Source organism: Pseudomonas sp. MF6776, assembly GCF_016613125.1.
Classification (GTDB): Bacteria; Pseudomonadota; Gammaproteobacteria; order Pseudomonadales; family Pseudomonadaceae; genus Aquipseudomonas; species Aquipseudomonas iridis.
In genome coordinates this window covers 49,340-69,014 of record NZ_JAENSQ010000020.1, presented here as the reverse complement: position 1 = coordinate 69,014, position 19,675 = coordinate 49,340, and the positions used below count along the sequence as shown (strand labels likewise).

24 protein-coding genes are annotated in these 19,675 nt (G+C 59.1%); 13 read left to right on the top strand and 11 right to left on the bottom strand.

Going from position 1 to position 19,675, the window contains the following annotated elements:
* Positions 1 to 53 precede the first annotated feature (53 nt).
* Complete coding sequence (locus JJD74_RS21140) at positions 54 to 1,025, top strand: L,D-transpeptidase family protein (protein WP_042560280.1); 972 nt, start codon at positions 54 to 56, stop codon at positions 1,023 to 1,025.
* A gap of 124 nt (positions 1,026 to 1,149) precedes the next feature.
* Here JJD74_RS21140 and oprI read toward each other — a convergent pair whose 3' ends face one another.
* Positions 1,150 to 1,401, bottom strand: coding sequence for an outer membrane lipoprotei OprI (oprI, locus tag JJD74_RS21135; protein ID WP_003183784.1), 252 nt, complete (start codon positions 1,399 to 1,401; stop codon positions 1,150 to 1,152).
* A gap of 636 nt (positions 1,402 to 2,037) precedes the next feature.
* Between oprI and JJD74_RS21130 the strand changes: the two genes are divergently transcribed.
* Positions 2,038 to 2,319 (top strand): GNAT family N-acetyltransferase, encoded by a 282-nt coding sequence (locus JJD74_RS21130; RefSeq protein WP_003226804.1) that lies wholly within the window; start codon positions 2,038 to 2,040, stop codon positions 2,317 to 2,319.
* A gap of 60 nt (positions 2,320 to 2,379) precedes the next feature.
* Here the strand turns inward: JJD74_RS21130 and JJD74_RS21125 are convergent, their stop codons facing one another.
* Positions 2,380 to 3,456: a 3-deoxy-7-phosphoheptulonate synthase gene (locus JJD74_RS21125; protein WP_042560279.1), complete on the bottom strand. Its 1,077-nt coding sequence runs from the start codon at positions 3,454 to 3,456 to the stop codon at positions 2,380 to 2,382.
* Between the two features lie 129 nt (positions 3,457 to 3,585).
* A complete protein-coding gene (locus JJD74_RS21120) occupies positions 3,586 to 4,029 on the bottom strand; it encodes a PilZ domain-containing protein (RefSeq protein WP_200616728.1) in 444 nt (147 codons plus the stop codon).
* On the opposite strand from JJD74_RS21120, the gene JJD74_RS21115 reads away from it, so the two are divergent.
* The 5 genes from JJD74_RS21115 (at position 4,028) to cysB (ending at position 7,993) form a co-directional block, all read left to right on the top strand.
* A complete protein-coding gene (locus tag JJD74_RS21115) occupies positions 4,028 to 4,414 on the top strand; it encodes a thioredoxin family protein (RefSeq protein ID WP_047302379.1) in 387 nt (128 codons plus the stop codon). The two genes, JJD74_RS21120 and JJD74_RS21115, sit on opposite strands and share 2 nt — an antisense overlap.
* On the top strand, positions 4,415 to 5,368 hold the full coding sequence (locus JJD74_RS21110) for a putative 2-dehydropantoate 2-reductase (protein WP_200616727.1): 954 nt from the start codon (positions 4,415 to 4,417) through the stop codon (positions 5,366 to 5,368).
* A gap of 30 nt (positions 5,369 to 5,398) precedes the next feature.
* Positions 5,399 to 6,304, top strand: coding sequence for a 5'-nucleotidase (locus JJD74_RS21105; RefSeq protein ID WP_042560275.1), 906 nt, complete (start codon positions 5,399 to 5,401; stop codon positions 6,302 to 6,304).
* A 97-nt stretch (positions 6,305 to 6,401) separates the two neighbouring features.
* Positions 6,402 to 6,905 carry a universal stress protein gene (locus tag JJD74_RS21100; RefSeq protein WP_200616726.1) on the top strand — a complete coding sequence of 168 codons (504 nt, stop codon included), beginning with the start codon at positions 6,402 to 6,404 and terminating at the stop codon, positions 6,903 to 6,905.
* 113 nt (positions 6,906 to 7,018) lie between these two features.
* Positions 7,019 to 7,993 (top strand): HTH-type transcriptional regulator CysB, encoded by a 975-nt coding sequence (gene cysB / locus JJD74_RS21095; protein ID WP_042560273.1) that lies wholly within the window; start codon positions 7,019 to 7,021, stop codon positions 7,991 to 7,993.
* A 9-nt stretch (positions 7,994 to 8,002) separates the two neighbouring features.
* Here cysB and JJD74_RS21090 read toward each other — a convergent pair whose 3' ends face one another.
* Together JJD74_RS21090 and JJD74_RS21085 are read right to left on the bottom strand one after the other, a co-directional pair.
* Complete coding sequence (locus tag JJD74_RS21090; RefSeq protein WP_200616725.1) at positions 8,003 to 8,485, bottom strand: GreA/GreB family elongation factor; 483 nt, start codon at positions 8,483 to 8,485, stop codon at positions 8,003 to 8,005.
* 2 nt (positions 8,486 to 8,487) lie between these two features.
* Positions 8,488 to 8,895, bottom strand: a complete 408-nt coding sequence (locus tag JJD74_RS21085) for a hypothetical protein (RefSeq protein ID WP_200616724.1) — start codon at positions 8,893 to 8,895, stop codon at positions 8,488 to 8,490.
* 124 nt (positions 8,896 to 9,019) lie between these two features.
* On the opposite strand from JJD74_RS21085, the gene earP reads away from it, so the two are divergent.
* Both earP and JJD74_RS21075 read left to right on the top strand, forming a co-directional pair.
* Entirely contained in the window at positions 9,020 to 10,162 is a 1,143-nt protein-coding gene (gene earP, locus JJD74_RS21080; RefSeq protein ID WP_042560270.1) for an elongation factor P maturation arginine rhamnosyltransferase EarP, read from the top strand.
* A 48-nt stretch (positions 10,163 to 10,210) separates the two neighbouring features.
* The gene (locus JJD74_RS21075; protein WP_007908599.1) at positions 10,211 to 10,780 is read left to right on the top strand and encodes an elongation factor P; all 570 of its coding nucleotides are present in this window, start codon (positions 10,211 to 10,213) and stop codon (positions 10,778 to 10,780) included.
* 81 nt (positions 10,781 to 10,861) lie between these two features.
* On the opposite strand, the gene JJD74_RS21070 is transcribed toward JJD74_RS21075, so the two are convergent.
* From JJD74_RS21070 to JJD74_RS21060, 3 genes are all read right to left on the bottom strand, one after another.
* Entirely contained in the window at positions 10,862 to 11,281 is a 420-nt protein-coding gene (locus JJD74_RS21070) for an organic hydroperoxide resistance protein (protein WP_042560269.1), read from the bottom strand.
* Positions 11,282 to 11,549: 268 nt separating this feature from the next.
* A complete protein-coding gene (locus JJD74_RS21065) occupies positions 11,550 to 12,005 on the bottom strand; it encodes a MarR family winged helix-turn-helix transcriptional regulator (protein ID WP_196304170.1) in 456 nt (151 codons plus the stop codon).
* Positions 12,006 to 12,078: 73 nt separating this feature from the next.
* The gene (locus JJD74_RS21060; RefSeq protein WP_150593151.1) at positions 12,079 to 13,035 is read right to left on the bottom strand and encodes a LysR family transcriptional regulator; all 957 of its coding nucleotides are present in this window, start codon (positions 13,033 to 13,035) and stop codon (positions 12,079 to 12,081) included.
* A gap of 109 nt (positions 13,036 to 13,144) precedes the next feature.
* On the opposite strand from JJD74_RS21060, the gene JJD74_RS21055 reads away from it, so the two are divergent.
* The gene (locus tag JJD74_RS21055) at positions 13,145 to 13,894 is read left to right on the top strand and encodes a sulfite exporter TauE/SafE family protein (protein ID WP_181818510.1); all 750 of its coding nucleotides are present in this window, start codon (positions 13,145 to 13,147) and stop codon (positions 13,892 to 13,894) included.
* Here JJD74_RS21055 and JJD74_RS21050 read toward each other — a convergent pair.
* Positions 13,884 to 14,738, bottom strand: a complete 855-nt coding sequence (locus tag JJD74_RS21050; protein WP_174823975.1) for a LysR substrate-binding domain-containing protein — start codon at positions 14,736 to 14,738, stop codon at positions 13,884 to 13,886. The genes JJD74_RS21055 and JJD74_RS21050 overlap by 11 nt on opposite strands.
* Before the next feature lie 97 nt (positions 14,739 to 14,835).
* Here JJD74_RS21050 and JJD74_RS21045 point away from each other — a divergent pair, with 97 nt between their 5' ends.
* Positions 14,836 to 15,057 (top strand): DUF1127 domain-containing protein, encoded by a 222-nt coding sequence (locus tag JJD74_RS21045; protein ID WP_047302364.1) that lies wholly within the window; start codon positions 14,836 to 14,838, stop codon positions 15,055 to 15,057.
* A 64-nt stretch (positions 15,058 to 15,121) separates the two neighbouring features.
* Positions 15,122 to 16,348, top strand: a complete 1,227-nt coding sequence (locus JJD74_RS21040) for a winged helix-turn-helix domain-containing protein (RefSeq protein ID WP_200616723.1) — start codon at positions 15,122 to 15,124, stop codon at positions 16,346 to 16,348.
* 131 nt (positions 16,349 to 16,479) lie between these two features.
* Here JJD74_RS21040 and JJD74_RS21035 read toward each other — a convergent pair whose 3' ends face one another.
* Positions 16,480 to 17,826 carry a class II 3-deoxy-7-phosphoheptulonate synthase gene (locus JJD74_RS21035; RefSeq protein ID WP_007964815.1) on the bottom strand — a complete coding sequence of 449 codons (1,347 nt, stop codon included), beginning with the start codon at positions 17,824 to 17,826 and terminating at the stop codon, positions 16,480 to 16,482.
* Between the two features lie 150 nt (positions 17,827 to 17,976).
* Between JJD74_RS21035 and JJD74_RS21030 the strand changes: the two genes are divergently transcribed.
* Positions 17,977 to 18,732 (top strand): spermidine synthase, encoded by a 756-nt coding sequence (locus tag JJD74_RS21030; RefSeq protein ID WP_042560263.1) that lies wholly within the window; start codon positions 17,977 to 17,979, stop codon positions 18,730 to 18,732.
* Positions 18,733 to 18,846: 114 nt separating this feature from the next.
* Here JJD74_RS21030 and JJD74_RS21025 read toward each other — a convergent pair whose 3' ends face one another.
* Positions 18,847 to 19,638, bottom strand: coding sequence for a crotonase/enoyl-CoA hydratase family protein (locus JJD74_RS21025; protein WP_042560262.1), 792 nt, complete (start codon positions 19,636 to 19,638; stop codon positions 18,847 to 18,849).
* Positions 19,639 to 19,675 lie beyond the last annotated feature (37 nt).

Sequence of the window (19,675 nt, the reverse complement as noted above, 5' to 3'; positions counted from 1 at the left end):
CGGTGTACAATCGCGCTCTTATACCCTTGTTGATCACGCGAAGGATTTTCCGGATGTTGCCGCGCTTTCCTGCCGTCACCCGCTGCCTGTCACTTGCCGCCCTGTGTGTGGCCGGTCCCGTTGCTGCATTGGAGCTTCCCTTGCCACCACCCGGTGAAGACATCGTCGGCCAGGTGCAAGTGATCAAAGCCAAGTACGAAGACACCTTCGCCGATCTGGGCACCACCTACGATCTGGGCTATTCGGAAATGGTCGCGGCCAACCCGGGCGTCGATGCCTGGCTGCCAGGTGCCGGTACCGAGATCGTTCTGCCGACGCGTTTCATTCTGCCGCCGGGCCCGCGTGAAGGTATCGTCATCAACCTTGCCGAATACCGCCTCTATTACTACCCCAAAGGGCGGAACGTGGTGTACACCTTCCCGCTGGGTATCGGGCGTGAAGGTTGGGGTTCGCCGATCGCGCACACCACCATCACCGCCAAAACCCCTAATCCGACCTGGACGCCTCCAGCGTCGATCAAGGCTGAACACGCCGCTGATGGTGATCCGCTGCCAAACGTGGTGCCGGCCGGTCCTGACAACCCGCTGGGCCCGTTCAAGTTCACCCTGGGCACGCCGGGTTACCTGATCCACGGTTCGAACAAGAAGTTCGGCATTGGCATGCGCACCAGTCACGGTTGCTTCCGCATGTTCAACAACAATGTGCTGGAAATGGCTGGCATGGTGCCGGTCGGGACTTCGGTGCGCATCCTCAATGATGCGTACAAGTTCGGTCGCAGTGGCGGCAAGGTCTATCTGGAAGCGCACACGCCGATCGACGACAAAGGTAATCCGTCGGTGGTCGACAAGCACACGGCGGTGATCAACGCGATGCTCAAGCGTGAAGACATCACCAACAACCTGCGCATGAATTGGGATGTGGTGCGCGATGTAGTCGCAGCCGAAGATGGCCTGCCAACCGAAATCGGTACGCCTGGCACCTCGGCGCCGATGGTCTCCAGCGCCCCGATCGATCTGCAGCAGTAAGCTCAAACAAAGAACCCGCCGATGCGTGAGCGTCGGCGGGTTTTTTATTGTCCGGACAAAAGCATCCGGCACAAAAAAGCCGACCCAAAATATGGGTCGGCTTGATAATAATCCCGAAGGACTATTACTTGCGGCTAGCTTTTTCCAGCATGCGCAGAGCACGCTCGTTAGCTTCGTCAGCAGTCTGTTGTGCTTTTTGAGCAGCAGCCAGAGCTTCATCAGCTTTACGGTAAGCTTCGTCTGCACGAGCCTGGGAGCGAGCAGCTGCGTCTTCAGTAGCGGTCAGACGTGCTTCGGTTTCTTTCGATGCGCTGCTGCAACCGGTAGCCAGAACTGCGGCCAGAGCCAGAGCAGAGAATTTCAGAACGTTGTTCATCGTGTTCCCCTTCAAGGACTTTCAATTAAGTGGCTGTCTCCTCCGATTGAGGAAATAGCCGGCGTACATACTACCCATTACTTGTAGTAAGTAAACTGACGTAGAGCAAGAAGCAAAAAAATTGTAGGCGCTGATTCTTTTTCGAGCAACTTTTAACTGGTCTGTTTAAAAAACAACCAGCTGCAAGCCCCGCGCTGAGCGAGTCAAACAGAAAAAGTTCCCGTCATGGCGTGTTGTTTTTGCAGTGTTGGCTAAAGTCTTTCTAGATGAATTCGTCCACACTTTTGTTCCGATTTTGCGTGCTGCTTCGCTTATCTTTGTACATGTTGAGGTGACTTTAAAAAAGGTTGCACGTCTTAAGTCTCAACATCCGGCAATGTTCAGGTAAGCGGCCCGGGAAGATCTTCTCCCAAACCGCCCCTGCGTCCATCGGAGCAACCCGCGTCAACCCGCTTGATGACGAGCGTACCTTGAGCAATTTTGCCAATGGTGCCTACTATTTATCAGGTGCTCGGTTGTACGAGATCGGTGTGTCTCTTCTCGGTGTCGATCAGGCACGGGGTGGCGTAGATGTTCCTTCGCCGGAAAAACATCGGTAAGGTAGGGGTCAGAATCCAAGACCCGCGAGGAGTAGTGATGAGCGAGGCGTTGTCCATCCACCATGACCAGGCTGGTCATCAGTTCGAGACCAATGTGGACGGTCATCGTGCCTACCTGACCTATATGGATCTGGGGAAACAGACCCTGGATATCTATCGCACGTTCGTGCCCAACGCCTTGCGCGGTCGTGGCATCGCGGCGGCGCTGACGGAAAGCGCGCTGCAATATGCCGAAGAAATGGGCTACACGGTGATTCCATCCTGCTCCTACGTCGAGCGCTACATGGAGCGTCACCAGCGCCGCGCCGCAAAGATCTGAATCGCACACACAAAAACGCCGGGCAATGCCCGGCGTTTTTTTATGCCTGTAAAACGCGTATCAGCTGCGCTGGCGTTTTGGCAGAACATCCTTGAGCTTGGCGTGCATGCTGCGCAGGGTGTTTTCGGTAGCGGACCAATCGATGCAGGCATCGGTGATCGACACGCCGTATTGCAGATCGGCGAGGTCTTTCGGAATCGCCTGGCAGCCCCAGTTCAAGTGACTCTCGACCATCAGGCCGATGATCGACTGGTTGCCTTCGAGGATCTGGTTGGCGACGTTTTCCATCACCAGCGGTTGCAGGGCCGGATCCTTGTTGGAGTTGGCGTGGCTGCAGTCGACCATGATGTTCGGCTTGATCTTCGCCTTGTTCAACGCCTGCTCGCACAGCGCAACGCTGACCGAGTCGTAGTTCGGCTTGCCATTGCCGCCACGCAGCACCACGTGGCCGTAAGCGTTGCCTTTGGTGGTGACGATCGACACGCCACCTTCCTGGTTGATCCCCAGGAAACGGTGCGGGCTGGAGACCGACTGCAAGGCGTTGATCGCCACGGTCAGGCCGCCATCGGTGCCGTTCTTGAAACCGACTGCCGAGGACAGGCCGGAAGCCATTTCACGGTGAGTCTGGGATTCGGTGGTACGCGCGCCGATGGCCGACCAGCTGATCAGGTCCTGCAGATACTGCGGGGAGATCGGGTCGAGGGCTTCGGTCGCGGTAGGCAGGCCTTTTTCAGCCAGGTCCAGCAGCAACTGACGACCGATGTGCAGACCGTCCTGGATCTTGAACGAGTCGTCCAGATACGGATCGTTGATCAGGCCTTTCCAGCCGACGGTGGTCCGCGGCTTTTCGAAATACACGCGCATGACCAGATACAAGGTGTCGGAGACTTCCGCGGCCAGCACCTTCAGGCGCTCGGCGTACTCGTGGGCAGCCTTGATGTCGTGGATCGAGCACGGGCCGATCACTACGAACAGACGGTGGTCGGTGCCATCAAGAATGTTGCGAATGACTTCGCGGCCCTTGGTGACGGTGCGCAGGGCGGCGTCGCTCAGAGGGATATCACGCTTGAGCTGATCAGGTGTGATCAGGGTCTCGTTAGAGGCGACGTTTAGGTCGTTGATCGGTAAATCAGCCATCGTTTACTCGTCAGGTCACGGGTGCCGGCCGCCAGCGATCCCCGCGCGGCGGAGCACAGCGGATTTAAGCGCGTCGGGGAGCGGAACCTTAGCGCGTCAGGCGCTGCTCGACAATGGGCAAACGCCGCTTTAATCCAGCACTGGCAGGGTAAAAGCCTTGCTCACGCTGTCGTGGGAGAACTCGTCGGCGTGTTGTTCGACCCATTGCAGGGCCGCCGCTTGAATATTCTGCAGGCCATCGTGGGCGTCGTTGATGCGGCAGTAGCGTTCAATCTGACACACCTGCTCACCCATTCGTGCACTGAACAGCGTTTGTTCGTCAGTGAAGGCGATGCCCACCAGATAACCTTTTTTGCGGCGCAGACACCACGCCACATAGCCCGGAAAACACATGTCGGCGTTGAGTGTCGGCAGGCGTACTTGCAGCGCCGTGCCATGGCGCCAGGCACGGTGGTAATTGCAAGCGATGCCGCCGAGGCTGATAGTGTGCAGCTGTTGCCTGGAAATACATTCGGGCGTGAGCAACGTCAGTTCAACCGGCACTTCGTCCGGATGAGGAATGAAACGTCCCATGAGCACAGACTCCCTGTGTCAGCCATTTGACATTGTTTCCCCCAGTATAGTGGTCGAATCCGAACTGACCGATTTCGACGCCGACCAAAGGCTGTTGGCGATGAGCGGCGTTTCGCTGGTGATTTTCACCAGCGTCGGCTGCGCCAGTTGCCGCTTCGCCCGCGAAGTGCTGCCGGGATTCGCACTGGCGGTGGATCGTCTGTGCTGGATCGATGCGGGCAACAACGGCGGTCTGGTCGAGCGTTATCAGGTCTTTCATTTGCCGGCGCTGTTTGTCGTGCGCGACGGCGAGTTCTTTGGTGCATTGCACACGCGTCTGACAGCTGACGCACTCAACACTGCATTGGCGCAGGCACTGGGTCGAATTGCAGAGGAGTTGCCATAAATGGGGACAATCAACAAACCGGTGGTGGGGATTATCGGCACCGGTGCGATCGGCGGGTTCTACGGGTTGATGCTGGCGCGGGCGGGGTTCGATGTGCACTTTCTGTTGCGCAGCGAATTTTCTGCCGTGGCCGAACGTGGCTTGCAGGTGGACAGTGCGGTACATGGCCCGCTCAAGCTCGATCCGGTGCAGGCCTATTCGGCAGCTGAAGACATGCCAAAATGCGACTGGCTGCTGGTCGGCGCCAAGACCACCAGCAATGCCGGGCTGGCGCCATCGATCATTGCGGCGGCCAAGCCAGGCGCGAAAGTGCTGGTGCTGCAAAACGGTCTGGACGTCGAAGACAGCCTGCGCGAATTGTTGCCGGACTCCCTGCATCTGCTCGGCGGTCTGTGCTTGATTTGCGTGCATCGCAACGGCCCGGGTCTGATCACCCATCAGGCGCTCGGCGCAGTCAACGTCGGTTATCACAGCGGCCCTGCTACTGATGATGCGGCGCGCATGGCCATCGTCGAAGAGGGTTGCGAGTTGTTTCGTGCCGCCGGCATTGATTCTCAGGCGATGCCCAATCTGCATCAGGCGCGTTGGCAGAAGCTGATCTGGAACATTCCCTACAACGGTCTCTCGGTGCTGCTCGGCGCGGGCACCACGGCGCTGATGGCCGATACTGACAGTCGCGCGCTGATCCAGGCGTTGATGGCCGAGGTTGTGCAGGGCGCCAAGGCGTGCGGCCAGGACGTGGCGCCCGGTTACGCCGACTTCCTGTTTACGATGACCGAGAAACTGCCCGACTATTGGCCGAGCATGTACCACGACTTTGTGCACAAGCGACCGCTGGAACTGGAGGCCATCTACGCCCGGCCCCTGGCGGCGGCGAAAGCGGCAGGGTGTGAACTGCCGCGCATCGAAGCGTTGTATCGAACATTGAGTTTTATTGACCGACGCAACACGTGAGTCGGTTTTTTGCGCAGGGTGGGGGAAGGCATGGCGAAAAACATTGATGACAAACTGGTGCTGGCGATTTCGTCGCGTGCCTTGTTCGACCTGAGCGAGAGCCACAAGGTTTACCTGTCGAGCGGCGTCGAAGCCTACCGGCAATATCAGATCGAACACGAAGACGAGATCCTCGCGCCGGGTGATGCGTTCCCGCTGGTAGAAAAACTCCTGAACCTGAACAGTCGTCTCGGCCGTGCACGGGTAGAAGTGATTCTGGTGTCGCGCAACAGCGCCGACACCGGATTGCGCGTCTTCAATTCGATTCACCATTATGGTCTGGCCATTTCCCGCGCGGCGTTCGTCGGTGGGCGCAGTCCTTATCCCTACCTCAAAGCGTTTGGTTGCGACCTGTTTCTCTCCACGCATGCCGAAGACGTGCGCGCTGCGCTGGATGCCGGTTTTGCGGCGGCGACGATTTTGTCCGGAGGCGCCAGTCGCGCGGCCAGCGATGAATTGCGCATCGCCTTCGACGGTGACGCGGTGATTTTTTCCGACGAGTCGGAGCGGGTTTATCAGTCCGGTGGGCTCGAAGCATTCCAGGCCAAGGAACGAGAGTCGGCGCGTGAGCCATTGCGTGGCGGGCCGTTCAAAGGCTTTCTGGCGGCGCTCAATCTGTTGCAGCGCGAGTTCCCTGACGACGACTGCCCGATCCGCACGGCGCTGGTCACCGCGCGCTCGGCGCCGGCCCATGAGCGGGTGATTCGCACGTTGCGTGAATGGGACATCCGCCTCGACGAATCCCTGTTTCTCGGTGGCCTGACCAAATCGGCGTTTCTCGAAGCGTTTGCCGCCGACGTGTTCTTCGACGATCAGGCCGGTCATTGCGAACTGGCCCGTGAAGTGGTCGCCACCGGCCATGTCCCGCATGGCATCAGCAACGAGCCGTCGATCTAAAGCCCCGTGCTTCAAGACGTTGCGTCTCCCGTCGTACTCGTCAAGGCACTGCTAAGCTGAATCAAATCTCCGCCATGTTGGCTAGCGAGGAGGTCATATGATTCGTTCGATGCTGTATGCCACTGACCTCGGTCTGTACGCACCGTTAGTGATGCAGCATGCCTTGGCGTTGGCTAGGACATTCGATGCCGATCTGTATGTGGTTCACGCGGTGGAGCCGATGGGGCTGTTCGCCGAATCGGTGTTGCAGAGTTATCTCGACGAGCAGGCGTTGAACGAATTCCATAGCCAGGGTCTGAAAACAGTCATCGCCAATATCGAGCAGCGCGTACTGGAGAGTTTTCGCGAAGAGCTTGGGGAAGAGGGCGAGCAGGACTTGCAGCGGATTCGAGCCGTGCGCGTGGTGCAGGGGGATCCGTCACAGGTGATTCTCGACCAGGTGCAGAAACTCTCTGTCGATCTGCTGATCGTAGGAAGTCATAGCCACGGGGTAGGCGCGGAAACACCATTGGGGCGCACGGCGGCGCGGGTCCTGCAATTGGCCAAGGTCCCGGTTTATCTGGTGCCGTTGGTGGAGCGGCGGCGGCGCGAAGATCGCTGAGGCAGGAATAATGGCGCTTTGACAAAAAAGTTCTAGATTTATTCTTTAAACCATTAATATAGTTATATACCGTCGCTGATGCCCGTGGCGTCTACCTGCTTTGAGGGATACATATGAAGCTTCAACAATTGCGCTACATCTGGGAAGTGGCGCACCACGACCTCAACGTTTCCGCTACAGCCCAAAGCCTTTACACCTCGCAACCGGGCATCAGTAAACAGATCCGACTGCTGGAAGACGAACTCGGCGTTGAAGTATTTGCCCGCAGCGGCAAGCACCTGACCCGCGTCACCCCCGCCGGTGAGCGCATCATCACCACCGCCGGTGAGATTCTGCGCAAGGTTGAAAGCATCAAGCAGATCGCCCAGGAATTCTCCAACGAGAAGAAAGGCACCCTGTCGATCGCCACTACCCACACTCAGGCACGTTATGCACTGCCGCCGGTGATCAGCAATTTCATCAAGCAATACCCGGACGTGGCGCTGCACATGCATCAGGGCTCACCGATGCAGATCGCCGAAATGGCAGCTGACGGCACCGTCGATTTCGCCATCGCCACCGAAGCGCTGGAACTGTTCGGCGATCTGGTGATGATGCCCTGCTACCGCTGGAACCGCTGCGTGGTCGTGCCACAGGGCCACCCGCTGACCAAACTGCCGAAGCTGACCCTCGAAGCGCTGGCTGAATACCCGATCGTGACTTACGTGTTCGGCTTCACCGGCCGTTCGAAACTCGACGAAGCCTTCAGCCATCGTGGTCTGACGCCGAAAGTGGTGTTCACCGCTGCCGACGCCGACGTGATCAAAACCTACGTGCGTCTGGGCCTGGGCGTGGGCATCGTCGCCAAAATGGCGGTCGACACCAAACTCGACAGTGACCTGGTGGTGCTGGATGCCAGCGAGTTGTTCGAATCGAGCGTGACCAAGATCGGATTCCGTCGCGGCACCTTCCTGCGTGGTTTCATGTGCGACTTCATCGAGAAGTTTGCCCCGCACCTGACCCGCGAAGTAATGGCCAAAGCCATCGCCTGCCACAACAAGCAGGAGCTGGAAGAGCTGTTCGACGGCGTCGAACTGCCGGTCCACTGATCGCCTGCCTCAGAGCACCTCGGTAACAGCAAATTGTTGCCGGGTGCCCGCCACCAGAATCTCCACCTCATCCCCCTCGAGCTTGCCCAGCAGGCTTTTGCCCAGCGGCGAGCGCGGCGTGATGACGGTAATCGGTTGACCCACCACATCGATTTTCAAGCCTGCGGCGTCCGGCGCCAGGAACAGCCATTGCTCTCGACCCTTTTCGTCTTCCAGGCCGAGAAGGGCGCCGACCTCGATGCCACGTTTTTTGTCATAGGGACGCAGCGTCAGGTTCTGGCACAGCGCCAGTGACTGTCGGATTTCCTCGACGCGTTTCGCTTGCCCCGCCGCCAGATAAGACGCCTCAAGTCCAAGCGTGTCGTACTTGTTCTCGGCGATGTTCTCTTCGTGGGTCGCGGTTTCGTAAGCGGTTTGCGCGGCGCGTTCGGCTATATCAAGGTCGATGCGCAGCTTGTCGAGAATCAGTTGGTGGACGCTGTTTTTGTTCATGATCAATCGCAGAATTGCAAAACGTTGGCGCGGCTTTTTTCGCTGGGCGCGGTTTGGTCCTGTTGCAACCAGAACTGACATTTCGGGTTGGACAGATTGCGGCGGCTGTCGCGTGCCTGATCCAGACGATTCTGTTGCTCGTTCTTGCGCAGGTTTTCTTCGTACTGGTCGAACAGCGGACTCTGCGGCGCAACGTCCGGCGCCGGTTGCACAACGGGTGGAGCCGCCAGTTGCTGCACTGCTTGGGCCACCGGCGCCAGTTGTTCGTTGAACACAAAACGCGAGAGCAGCCAGCAGGTCAGCGCGATCGCGAGGAAACCCAGCCACATACCCAAGGCAATACTGCCGGTCAAATGCAGCGCGCTAAGCTGAACAGGCAAGGGGCGACGCGGGTTGGGACGATAGGGCATGGCTGCCTCCTGGCGGATGGTTGCGGGCAAGGGGCGATTGTCGCACGAAGATTAATCGCCGTCGGCTCTTCTGCATCTGCTCATTAATGCGGACAATCGGCGCTTTTGCCAACGGGAGTCTTGAATGCCGTCACTGAATACCCGCTGGGATATTTTTTGCACCGTCGTCGATAACTATGGCGACATCGGCGTGACCTGGCGTCTGGCCCGACAATTGGTGGCCGAGCATTCGCTGGCCGTGCGGCTGTGGGTTGATGATCTGCGTGCGTTCGAACGTATTTGTCCAGAGATCGATATCAACGCCGCGCAACAATGGCAGCAAGGTGTAGAGGTGCGGCACTGGCCGAGCGAGTGGTTGCCCATCGACGCCGCTGACGTGGTGATCGCAGCGTTCGCCTGCCAGTTACCGAGTGCCTATATGGACGTCATGGCCGAACGGGAGAAGCCACCGCTGTGGTTGAACCTCGACTATCTCAGTGCCGAAGACTGGGTCACCGGGTGCCACGGCCTGCCATCGGTCAAATACAAGTCGGTGCAGAAAATCTTCTTCTTTCCGGGGTTCCGCCCCGGCACGGGTGGACTGCTGCGCGAACGAGGTTTGCTTGAGCAACGACGGAAGTTTCAGCGCGATGCCCACGCGCAGCGACAATTCCTGCAAGGTCTGGGCATCGAGCGTGCGCCCGACGCACAGTTGATCTCGTTGTTTGCCTACGAGAACGCCGGGCTGGCCAGTTGGCTGGACGTGCTGGCCGCAGGCGCGACGCCGACGCATTTGCTGGTGCCGGAAGGGCGGATTCTCGGTGACGTTGCGCGATGGCTCGGGGTGGAATCCCTGGCCGTCGGAGCGATTGATGTCCGTCAGGCGTTGACCGTGCAGGTGCTGCCGTTCATCCGTCAGGATCAATACGATCACTTGCTCTGGTGCTGCGATTTCAACGCGGTGCGCGGTGAAGACTCATTTGTCCGGGCGCAGTGGGCGGGGCGGCCGATGCTGTGGCACATCTATCAGCAGGACGAAGACATCCATCTGGACAAGCTCGATGCCTTCCTTGCCCTGTATACGAAAGGCCTCTCGCCGGCAGCAGCCCATGCGATGAACGGTCTGTGGCAGGCGTGGAGTGCGGGGCAGCCGATTGGCGATCAATGGCTCAGCGCGCGTAAACACTGGCCAGAACTGCAGGAAAATGCCGAAGCATGGTGTCTGGAACAAGGCTTGCAGGCCGATCTTGCCGCAGCGCTGGTACAGTTTTACCTAAATTGGATATGATACGCGGCCTAGATTTATGTAAATCCCATCCAAATTCGGATATTCGCAATGAAAACTGGTAAAGAACTCAAACCCGGTACCGTGATCCGTCTCGAAAACGATCCTTGGCTGGTTCAGAAAGCTGAATTCACCAAGTCGGGCCGTAACAGCGCGATCATGAAGACCAAGCTGAAAAACCTGCTGACCGGTTACAAGACCGAGATCGTTTACAGCGCTGACGACAAACTGGACGACGTGATCCTCGACCGCAAAGAAGCGACCCTGTCCTTCATCAGCGGCGACACCTACACGTTCATGGACACCACTGACTACACCATGTACGAGCTGAACGCTGAAGACATCGAAGCCGTTCTGCCTTTCGTTGAAGAAGGCATGACCGATGTTTGCGAAGCGATCTTCTTCGAAGAGCGTCTGGTTTCGGTAGAACTGCCGACCACCATCGTGCGCGTCGTTGACTACACCGAAGGTTCGGCTCGTGGCGACACTTCCGGCAAGGTAATGAAGCCAGCCAAACTGGCCAACGGTACCGAGCTGCAAGTTGCTGACTTCATCGAAATCGGTGACAAGATCGAAATCGACACCCGCGAAGGCGGTTCCTACAAAGGCCGTGCCAAATAAGCACTGTTTTTTGCGGAAAGAAAAAGCCCGACCATTGAGTCGGGCTTTTTTGTGCCTGCAGGTTACGTTCTTTTGCCTTGTTTACACGGTGACGTGCAGACGTACTTCGACATTGCCACGCGTAGCGTTGGAGTACGGGCAGACCTGGTGAGCAGCGTCGACCAGGCTTTGTGCGTCGGCCTGTTCAAGGCCTGGCAGGCTGATGTGCAAGTCGATGTCCAGACCGAAACCACCAGGGATCTGGCCGATACCGACATGGGCAGTGATCGAGGCGTCGTCCGGGATTTTGCGTTTGGTCTGGCTGGCGACGAATTTCAGTGCGCCGATGAAGCAGGCCGAATAGCCGGCGGCGAACAGTTGTTCAGGGTTGGTCGCCGCGCCGCCAGCACCACCGAGTTCTTTCGGGGTGGCAAGTTTGACGTCGAGGACGTTGTCGCTGGAGATCGCACGACCGTCACGGCCGCCGGTGGAGGTTGCGATTGCGGTGTAGAGAGTTTGCATGGTGTGGGCCTCGTTGGGTGTGTCGAATCGCGCTAATTGTTTGCGCGCTAATCAAGTTCGAGGTGAATGTAGCTCGCTAATGTTTAGTGCGCAAGATAAATTTTCGGAAATAGTTGGCTTCATTGGTCCGGAGGAGCGCCAAGAGCGTCAGAACCCTTGATCCAGAGCCGTTATCAGCATTGAGCGGGGAGGGGAAATTTCACAGCGCAGGGTTCAACTGTAGGAGCAGCGTGCCGCAGCTCCTACATGGATACGGTCCAGCCGGGGTTTAGTTGAGGCTCTCTTGCAGGTGACTGCGCAGTGCCTGCAACTCGGCTTGCAGGCTCTGCAAACGCTCCAGGCTGAAACCGCTCGCGCCGAGGATGCATTGCGGGATGCTTTGGGCTTTGTCTCGCAAAGCGCGTCCCTGCGCAGTCAACTCGACAATCACCACGCGCTCGTCTTCACGGCTGCGCGTGCGACTGAGCAAACCTTCACCTTCCAGTCGTTTGAGCAAGGGTGTTAGCGATCCCGGATCCGTCAGCAGGCGCGTGCTGATTTCTCCCACGGTCAGACCATCCTTCTCCCACAGCACCATCATCGCCAGATACTGCGGATAGGTCAGGCCGATGGCTTGCAGCATGGGCTTGTAAACTTTCGTCATCATCAGCGAAGTGGAATGCAGGGCGAAGCAAGCCTGATTCTTCAGCAGCAGGTCATCGCAGGTGTCGCGGTCGGTGGTCATGTCAAAGCCTTGATCAGTAATGCTCATGAATCTAGCGTTCGAATGTTTAATGCGCCAGATAATTTTCCAAACGTCAGAGTCTGCCTAAATCCCGTTGCAGCGCCAGATCCCACGGTGGCACCGGGCTGAAGCGGGTCTTGAGGTATTCCAGCAACAAACGGCTGCGCGAGTTTGTCTGCTGCTCCATGCGCAAGGCGTAAATGCCGGTGCTCTCGGGTTGCGGCAGGCCGTTTTCACAAAACAGCGGCAGCAGTTCGCCGCGCAGCAGATATTCGCTGGCCAGCCACGTCGGCAGGTGCGCGATGCCCAGCCCGGCCAGCGCGCCGCACACCAGTGCTTCAGCGTTATTGGCGCTCATGCGGATGCGCGCCGGGCGGTGCAACTGCATCTGCCCGTCCTGCTCGAAGCGCCAGGCGAAGGGAGGGGCGAGGCCATCCCAGTCGAGGCCGTCATGTTCGCCCAACTGCGCGGGATGATTCGGTACACCGCGCCGCTTGAGATAGTCGGGGCTCGCGCAGGCGATTCGCACCATGCTCGCCAGTGGAGTGGCAACCAGTCGGGTGTCGGCCAGTTGCCCGGCGCGCAACACCAGATCGACCTTGCCCAGATTCGAGCCGTGCATGTCGACGAAACTGTCGATCAGGTGCAACTGCACATCCAGGCCCGGATACAGCACCAGAAAATCGGCAATCACTGGCGCCAGATGCCGACGTCCGAAGGCTGCTGGTGCATCGATGCGGATCAAACCTTCCGGTGCGCTGCTCAAGGAAACGGCTTCGGCGCGGGCCAATTGCAGTTCGGCGACGATCCGCCGCGCCCGTTCGGCAAAGGCCAGACCTGCTGGCGTGGCGCGTACAGCATGGGTGCTGCGAATGAACAACTGGCTGCCCACCGCGCTTTCCAGACTGTCGATGCGTCGCGCGACAGCCGAAGGTGTCAGTGGATGGCGACGAGAAGCTGCAGAGAAACTGCCGCTTTCCAGCACGTCGAGAAACAGCCCGAGTTGATCGGTCAATTGATTGGGATTCATGTTGTTTAACGCTTGTGCGAATTCGGCATAGCCATTGTGCGTTGCTGTGCGTTTCCCCGCCAGCCGTGACTGCGTAGGATGAGTCGCCTGACGTAAGAGGAATTCAGCTGTGATGGAGTTTTTGTTGTTCCTGCTATTCGGCGCCGCGCTTGGCACATTGGGCGGCATCTTCGGCATCGGGGGTGGCTTGATCGCGATCCCGCTGCTCGGCGTGTGGTTCGGGCTCGATCAACAGATCGCCCAAGGCACGGCGCTGGTAATGGTGGTGCCGAACGTGATGTTGGCGCTGTGGCGCTATCACCAGCGCAATCGCATCGAACTGCGCCACGCGTTGCCGCTGGCGGTGATGGGGTTTTGCTTTGCGTGGATCGGTTCGATTTTGGCCGTGGGCATTGACGCGCAGACCATGCGCATCGGCTTTGTCGCGTTTCTCGTGGTGCTTTCGGTTTACAACCTGCTGAAAATGTTCGGCAAGCGCCCGGCGCCGACGGCCGAGATGCGTTATTCCTGGCCATGGCTGGGCGTGCTCGGCGCAGCGTCGGGGACCATGGGCGGGTTGTTCGGTGTCGGTGGGGCGGTGGTCGCGACGCCGGTGCTGACCAGCCTGTTTGGCACCACGCAAGTGGTCGCTCAAGGCTTGTCGCTGGCGCTGGCATTGCCGAGCACCGGTGTCACCCTGGTGACGTACGCGGTACACCACGAAGTCGACTGGATGATCGGTTTGCCGCTGGCCATTGGCGGTCTGGCCAGCATCAGTTGGGGGGTGAAAGTCGCCCACGCCATGCCGGAAAAACTTCTGCGTGGGCTGTTCTGCGGTTTCCTGGTGCTGTGCGCGGTGATGCTCGCCTTTAAAGTTTGAAGCCTTCGACGATGTGTTCGGCCAGGCATTCGGTGATCGGCGATGGATTGTTCAGATTGCGGATCAGCATGATGCTGGCCTCGGGCAGCAGCGGCAGATCTTCATCGGCACCGAGAATGCGCATGTCCGGGGTGATCAGGCTTTCCAGTTGCGCGGTGATCGCCAGACCCGCGCTCACCACGGCCATCAGCGCCGAGAGGCTGGTGCTGTTGTAGGCGATGCGGTAATCGCGGCCCATCGCGTCCAGCGCATTGCACGCCCACAAGCGGCAGAAACAATCACTGTTGAACATCGCCAGCGGCAACGGCGTCTGCTCGTGGGCGCTGAAGTTTTGTGCCTCGGCCCAGACGAAACGCTCCTTGCGCAGCAGTTGGCCAATCTCGTTACCCGGTTCGCGGGTGACGATCGACAAGTCAAGGTCGGTACGCTGCAACAACTGTTTGGTCGATTCGCAATGCACTTCGATCTGGATCAACGGATAGAACTGCGCAAACCGCGACAGAATCCCCGGCAGAAAACGCATCACGTAATCGTCCGGCGTGCCGATCCGCACCGTGCCGACCATGTGTGGCTCGCGCAGGGTATTGAACACTTCACTGTGCAGTTTGAGGATGCGCCTTGCGTAGCCGAGCAACACCTGGCCCTCGGCAGTCAGGCGCACCTGCCGCCCGTCACGCTCGAACAACTGGCGCTGCAACACGTCTTCTTCCAGACGCTTCATCTGCATGCTCACCGCTGATTGCGTGCGGTTGACCATTTCGCCGGCGCGGGTAAAACCGCCCTGATCGGCTATCGCGACAAAGGTGCGCAGGACATCGGTATCGATACTGGGGTAGGCCGACAATTGATGAATCTCCGTGATGCATACCATCAGAAACATTCGTTGGATTGATCTTAGCGCTGGCGCGAGACTTGAGCCATCCACAACGGAGAGCGAAACGATGAAAGGTCAAAGAGAGTATTTAGACGAAGAAAAATTTTCCGGCCATGGCCACATGGTTTCTGACTTGCTGCACAAGTTCAGCCGCTGGTACGAACTTCACCGTGAGCGTGAGTTGCTCGCCAGCCTGAGCGACGAAGCGTTGAAAGACATCGGGGTCAGTCGTGCCGACGTCGAGCACGAATCAGTGCGGCCGTTCTGGGATGATCCGATGCATAAATGATGAGGCCATCGCTACACAAAACCTTCTGGACTGAGGTAGGTTGCGAGCAGACAAGGAGATGCTCATGCCCGCGACACTGTCCTTTTCCCTCAAACAGGCTCGACGTCTGGCGCTGGCTGCCCAAGGGTTCAACGGGCGCCAGCCGCCGACCGTCAAGGCGCCCCACATCAACCGGCTGATCGAACGGCTGGGCCTGCTGCAAATCGACTCCGTCAACGCTGTAGTGCGCTCGCACTATCTGCCGCTGTTTTCCCGTCTTGGTTCCTATTCTTCCGATCTGCTCGACCAGGCTGCCTGGAGTTCGGGGCGACGTCGTTCGCTGTTTGAGTATTGGGGGCATGAGGCGTCGTTGTTGCCGATGTCGATGTATCCATTGCTGGGTTGGCGCATGCAGCGGGCCAAGCGTGGCGAAGATATCTATCAACAGTTGGCGAAGTTCGGTCGTGAGCAGCAGGAAACGGTACGTCGAGTGCTGGCTTTGGTCGAAGAGCGGGGCGCACTCGGTGCTGGCAGTGTGTCGACTCGTCAGGACAAAGCCGGACCGTGGTGGGACTGGAGTGCGGAAAAGCATGCGCTGGAATGGTTGTTTGCCGCCGGGGAAGTGACCGTCGCCGGGCGGCGTGGCTTCGAGCGTTTGTATGATTTACCGGAGCGGGTAATTCCCGCGGAGATCCTGCAACAACCATTGCCTGATGAAGCGCAGGCGCAGCGTGGATTGTTGTTGCACGCGGCCGAAGCGCTGGGCGTGGCCACCGAAAAAGACCTGCGTGATTACTTTCGCTTGAACCCCGCTGATGCACGTCCGCGACTGTCCGAGCTTGTCGAGGCGGGGCAATTGCAGATGTGCGAAGTCGCCGGTTGGCGGCAAATCGCGTATTGCCTGCCGGAGCCGAAAGTCCCGCGCAAGGTCGCAGCCAGTGCACTGCTGTCGCCCTTCGATTCGTTGATCTGGGAGCGTAGCCGCACTGAGCGTCTGTTCGATTTCCGCTATCGTCTGGAAATTTACACACCGCAGGACAAGCGCGTGTACGGCTATTACGTGTTGCCGTTTTTGCACAACGAGCGGATTGCCGCGCGGGTGGATTTACGTGCCGAGCGAGCATCGGGACGACTGGCGGTGCATGCGGTACACGAGGAGGAGCTGGGGCTGGATGAAGAGGGGATGTTGGCGCTGGCGGTGAATTTGCGGCGAATGGCGGATTGGTTGGGACTGGCGCAGGTGCAGCTTAATTGTCAGCGCGAGAGTGCGGGGCGGTTGCGGGTGGCGTTGGCGCAGATTGATGCTGTTTGAGCTGACGCTATCGCTGGCAAGCCAGCTCCCACAGTGACCGAGTCGTACTCCAATTTTGTATACGACACAGATCCCTGTGGGAGCGGGCTTGCCCGCGATGAGGCCAGTTCAAACGATACAAATCTCGGATCTCAGCGCCGAACCTGCTTCAGGGTTTCAGCAATCAAAAACGCCAACTCCAGCGACTGATCAGCATTCATCCGCGGGTCACAGTGCGTGTGATAGCGATCCGACAAGCCATCTTCAGTGATCGGTCGTGCGCCACCAATGCACTCGGTGACATTCTGCCCGGTCATTTCGATGTGAATACCGCCGGCGTAAGTGCCTTCCGCTTCGTGCACCTGGAAGAACTGCTTAACCTCGCCAAGGATCTGCGCAAAATCGCGAGTCTTGTAGCCACTGCTGGCCTTGATGGTGTTGCCGTGCATCGGATCGGAGCTCCACAGCACCTGCTTGCCTTCACGCTGCACCGCGCGGATCAGCGCCGGCAGGTGATCGCCGACCTTGTTCGCACCCATCCGCGCGATCAGGTTCAGGCGCCCGGGATCGTTGTCCGGGTTGAGCACGTCGATCAGGCGGATCAGGTCGTCGGGGTTCATGCTCGGGCCGACTTTGACCCCGATCGGGTTGTTCACCCCGCGCAGGAATTCGACGTGCGCGCCGTCGAGCTGACGGGTGCGGTCGCCGATCCACAACATGTGTGCGGAGCAATCGTAGTAATCGTTGGTCAGGCTGTCGCGGCGCACGAACGCTTCTTCGTAGTTCAGCAGCAGCGCTTCGTGAGCGGTGAAGAAACTGGTTTCACGCAGTTGTGGCGAGCTGTCCATGCCGCAGGCGCGCATGAATGCGAGAGTTTCATCGATGCGATCGGCGAGGTGGCTGTACTTCTCGGCCAGCGCGGAGTTGGCGATGAAATCGAGGTTCCACTTGTGTACCTGGTGCAGATCGGCAAAGCCGCCCTGGGCGAAGGCGCGCAGCAGGTTCAAAGTCGCAGTGGACTGGTGATACGACTGCAGCAGGCGTTCCGGGTCCGGCACGCGGCTCTTTTCGTCGAAGCCGATGCCGTTGACGATGTCGCCACGGTAGGCGGGCAGGGTCACGCCATCGATGGTTTCGTCGTTCGCCGAGCGCGGTTTGGCGAACTGGCCGGCCATGCGCCCGACCTTGACCACCGGGCAACCGGCCGCGAAGGTCATGACGATCGCCATTTGCAGCAACACTTTAAAGGTGTCGCGAATCTTTGCCGCGGAGAATTCGGCAAAGCTTTCGGCGCAATCGCCGCCCTGCAACAGGAACGCGCGGCCTTGAGTCACTTCGGCAAATTGACGACGCAGTTCCCGCGCCTCGCCGGCAAACACCAGTGGCGGATAACTGGCCAGGGTTTGCTCGACCTGGCGCAGGTGCGCGGCGTCCGGGTATTGGGGTTGTTGCTGGATCGGCAGGGCGCGCCAGCTATCAGGGCTCCACGGTTGGCTCATCACGGTCTCTATGGTTCTACGCACGGAAGGCCATGTTAGCAGCAATTAGTGCGTGACCTGTTCCCGCCCCTTCGTCGACAATCGCCGCTTTGCCACGGCACAACTGCGGTGCCATCGCGTCACCGCGCCCGGTGACCATCAGGAGACAAGATGACTGAGGAGCGCGTCGAGCATCTGCTCGCCGAAGTACAGGATGAGTTCGGCGTGATTCGCGTGCTGGAAGTGGCCGATTACCGCTTTCTCGAATTCGGCGATGCCATCGAGCAGAGCTGCGTGTTCACTGCCGATCCGAGCTGGCTGGAATATGACTACACCCGGGCGATGCTGATTGGCGCGTTGTGCCACGAGCACCCGGAGAGTGCGCTGTTCCTCGGGCTCGGCGCGGGTACGCTGACGCAGGCGTGCCTCAAGTTTCTGCCGCTGGAAGATGTCGAGGCAATCGAGCTGCGCCCGGACGTCCCGCGTCTGGCCATTGAATACCTTGGCCTGGATGACGATCCACGCTTGTACATCCGCGTCGGCGATGCCCTTGATTTGCTGCCGACTGCCGAGCCTGCGGACCTGATCTTCGTCGACCTCTATACCGACGTCGGCCCCGGTGTCGGGCATCTGGCCTGGAGTTTCCTCGGTGACTGTCAGAAACGCCTGAATCCGGGCGGCTGGCTGGTGATCAACCAGTGGGCCACCGATGATGGCAAACCCTTGGGCGCGGCCCTGTTGCGCGGGCTTTATCACCGGCATTACTGGGAGCTGCCGGTGAAGGAGGGCAATGTGATTCTGCTGGTGCCGGCGGATCTGGATCAGACGTTGGATATGGAAGCGGTCGCCGCCCGGGCAGAGGCATTGGCGCCGAGGTTGGGTTACTCGTTGCAGTCGCTGATCAAGGCGATTCGCCCGGCGACATAAATGGCGAATTGAGCCTCTGTAGGAGCTGCCGAAGGCTGCGATCTTTTGGCTTTGATTTTTCAAGATCAAAAGATCGCAGCCTGCGGCAGCTCCTACAAGGGTTTGTGCAACGGATCAGATCCCTTTGAAGATTCCGGGTCGGCGCTCAACCAGCGACCGCACCCCCTCCTTGGCATCTTCACTGGCCAGCAACTTCTTCACCAGCGGCGGCAAGCCCTGTGCCGCCGCTGTCTCGCCCTCATACCGCGCCTGTCGCGCCGACAGCAACGTCGCCTGCACCCCCAACGGCGCCTGTCGCGCAATTCGCTCAGCCAGTTCAATCGCGCGGGGCAGCAGATCCTCGCTGGCCATCACTTCCTGAACCAATCCCAGGCGCAACGCATCGTGCGCATCGAACTCGTCCCCGGTCAGCAACCAGCGCATCGCGTTGCCCCAGCCGGCCACCTGATGAAAACGTAAAGTCGCGCCACCAAAGGGAAAAATCCCACGCTGTACTTCCATTTGTGCGAAGCGGGTATTGCTCGCGCAGAGGTTGATGTCGGCGGCCAGCATCAATTCGATGCCGATGGTCAGGCAGTAACCCTGTGCCGCGACAATCACCGGTTTGCTGACCCTCGGCCCGACGAAAACACCCCACGGATCGCAACCGCCGGTCGGAACCTGCCAGCCTTGGGCGAGTGCGGAGCTTGCATTCACCAGATCCAGACCGGCGGTAAAATGCTCGCCATGGCCGAACACCACCGCCACCCGCGCCTCGCTGTCAGCCTCGAATTCGCCATAAGCCAGGCTCAGCTCATTCAGCAGGTCGAGGTCGAAGGCATTGCGCTTGGCCGCTCGATCCAGGCCGATCATATGCAGGTGACCACGGCGCTCCCGGCTGACGCGACCAGGACAGGACTGATTCATGGGAATTTCCTCGAGCGGGGAGGGAGGGGGCCGCGAC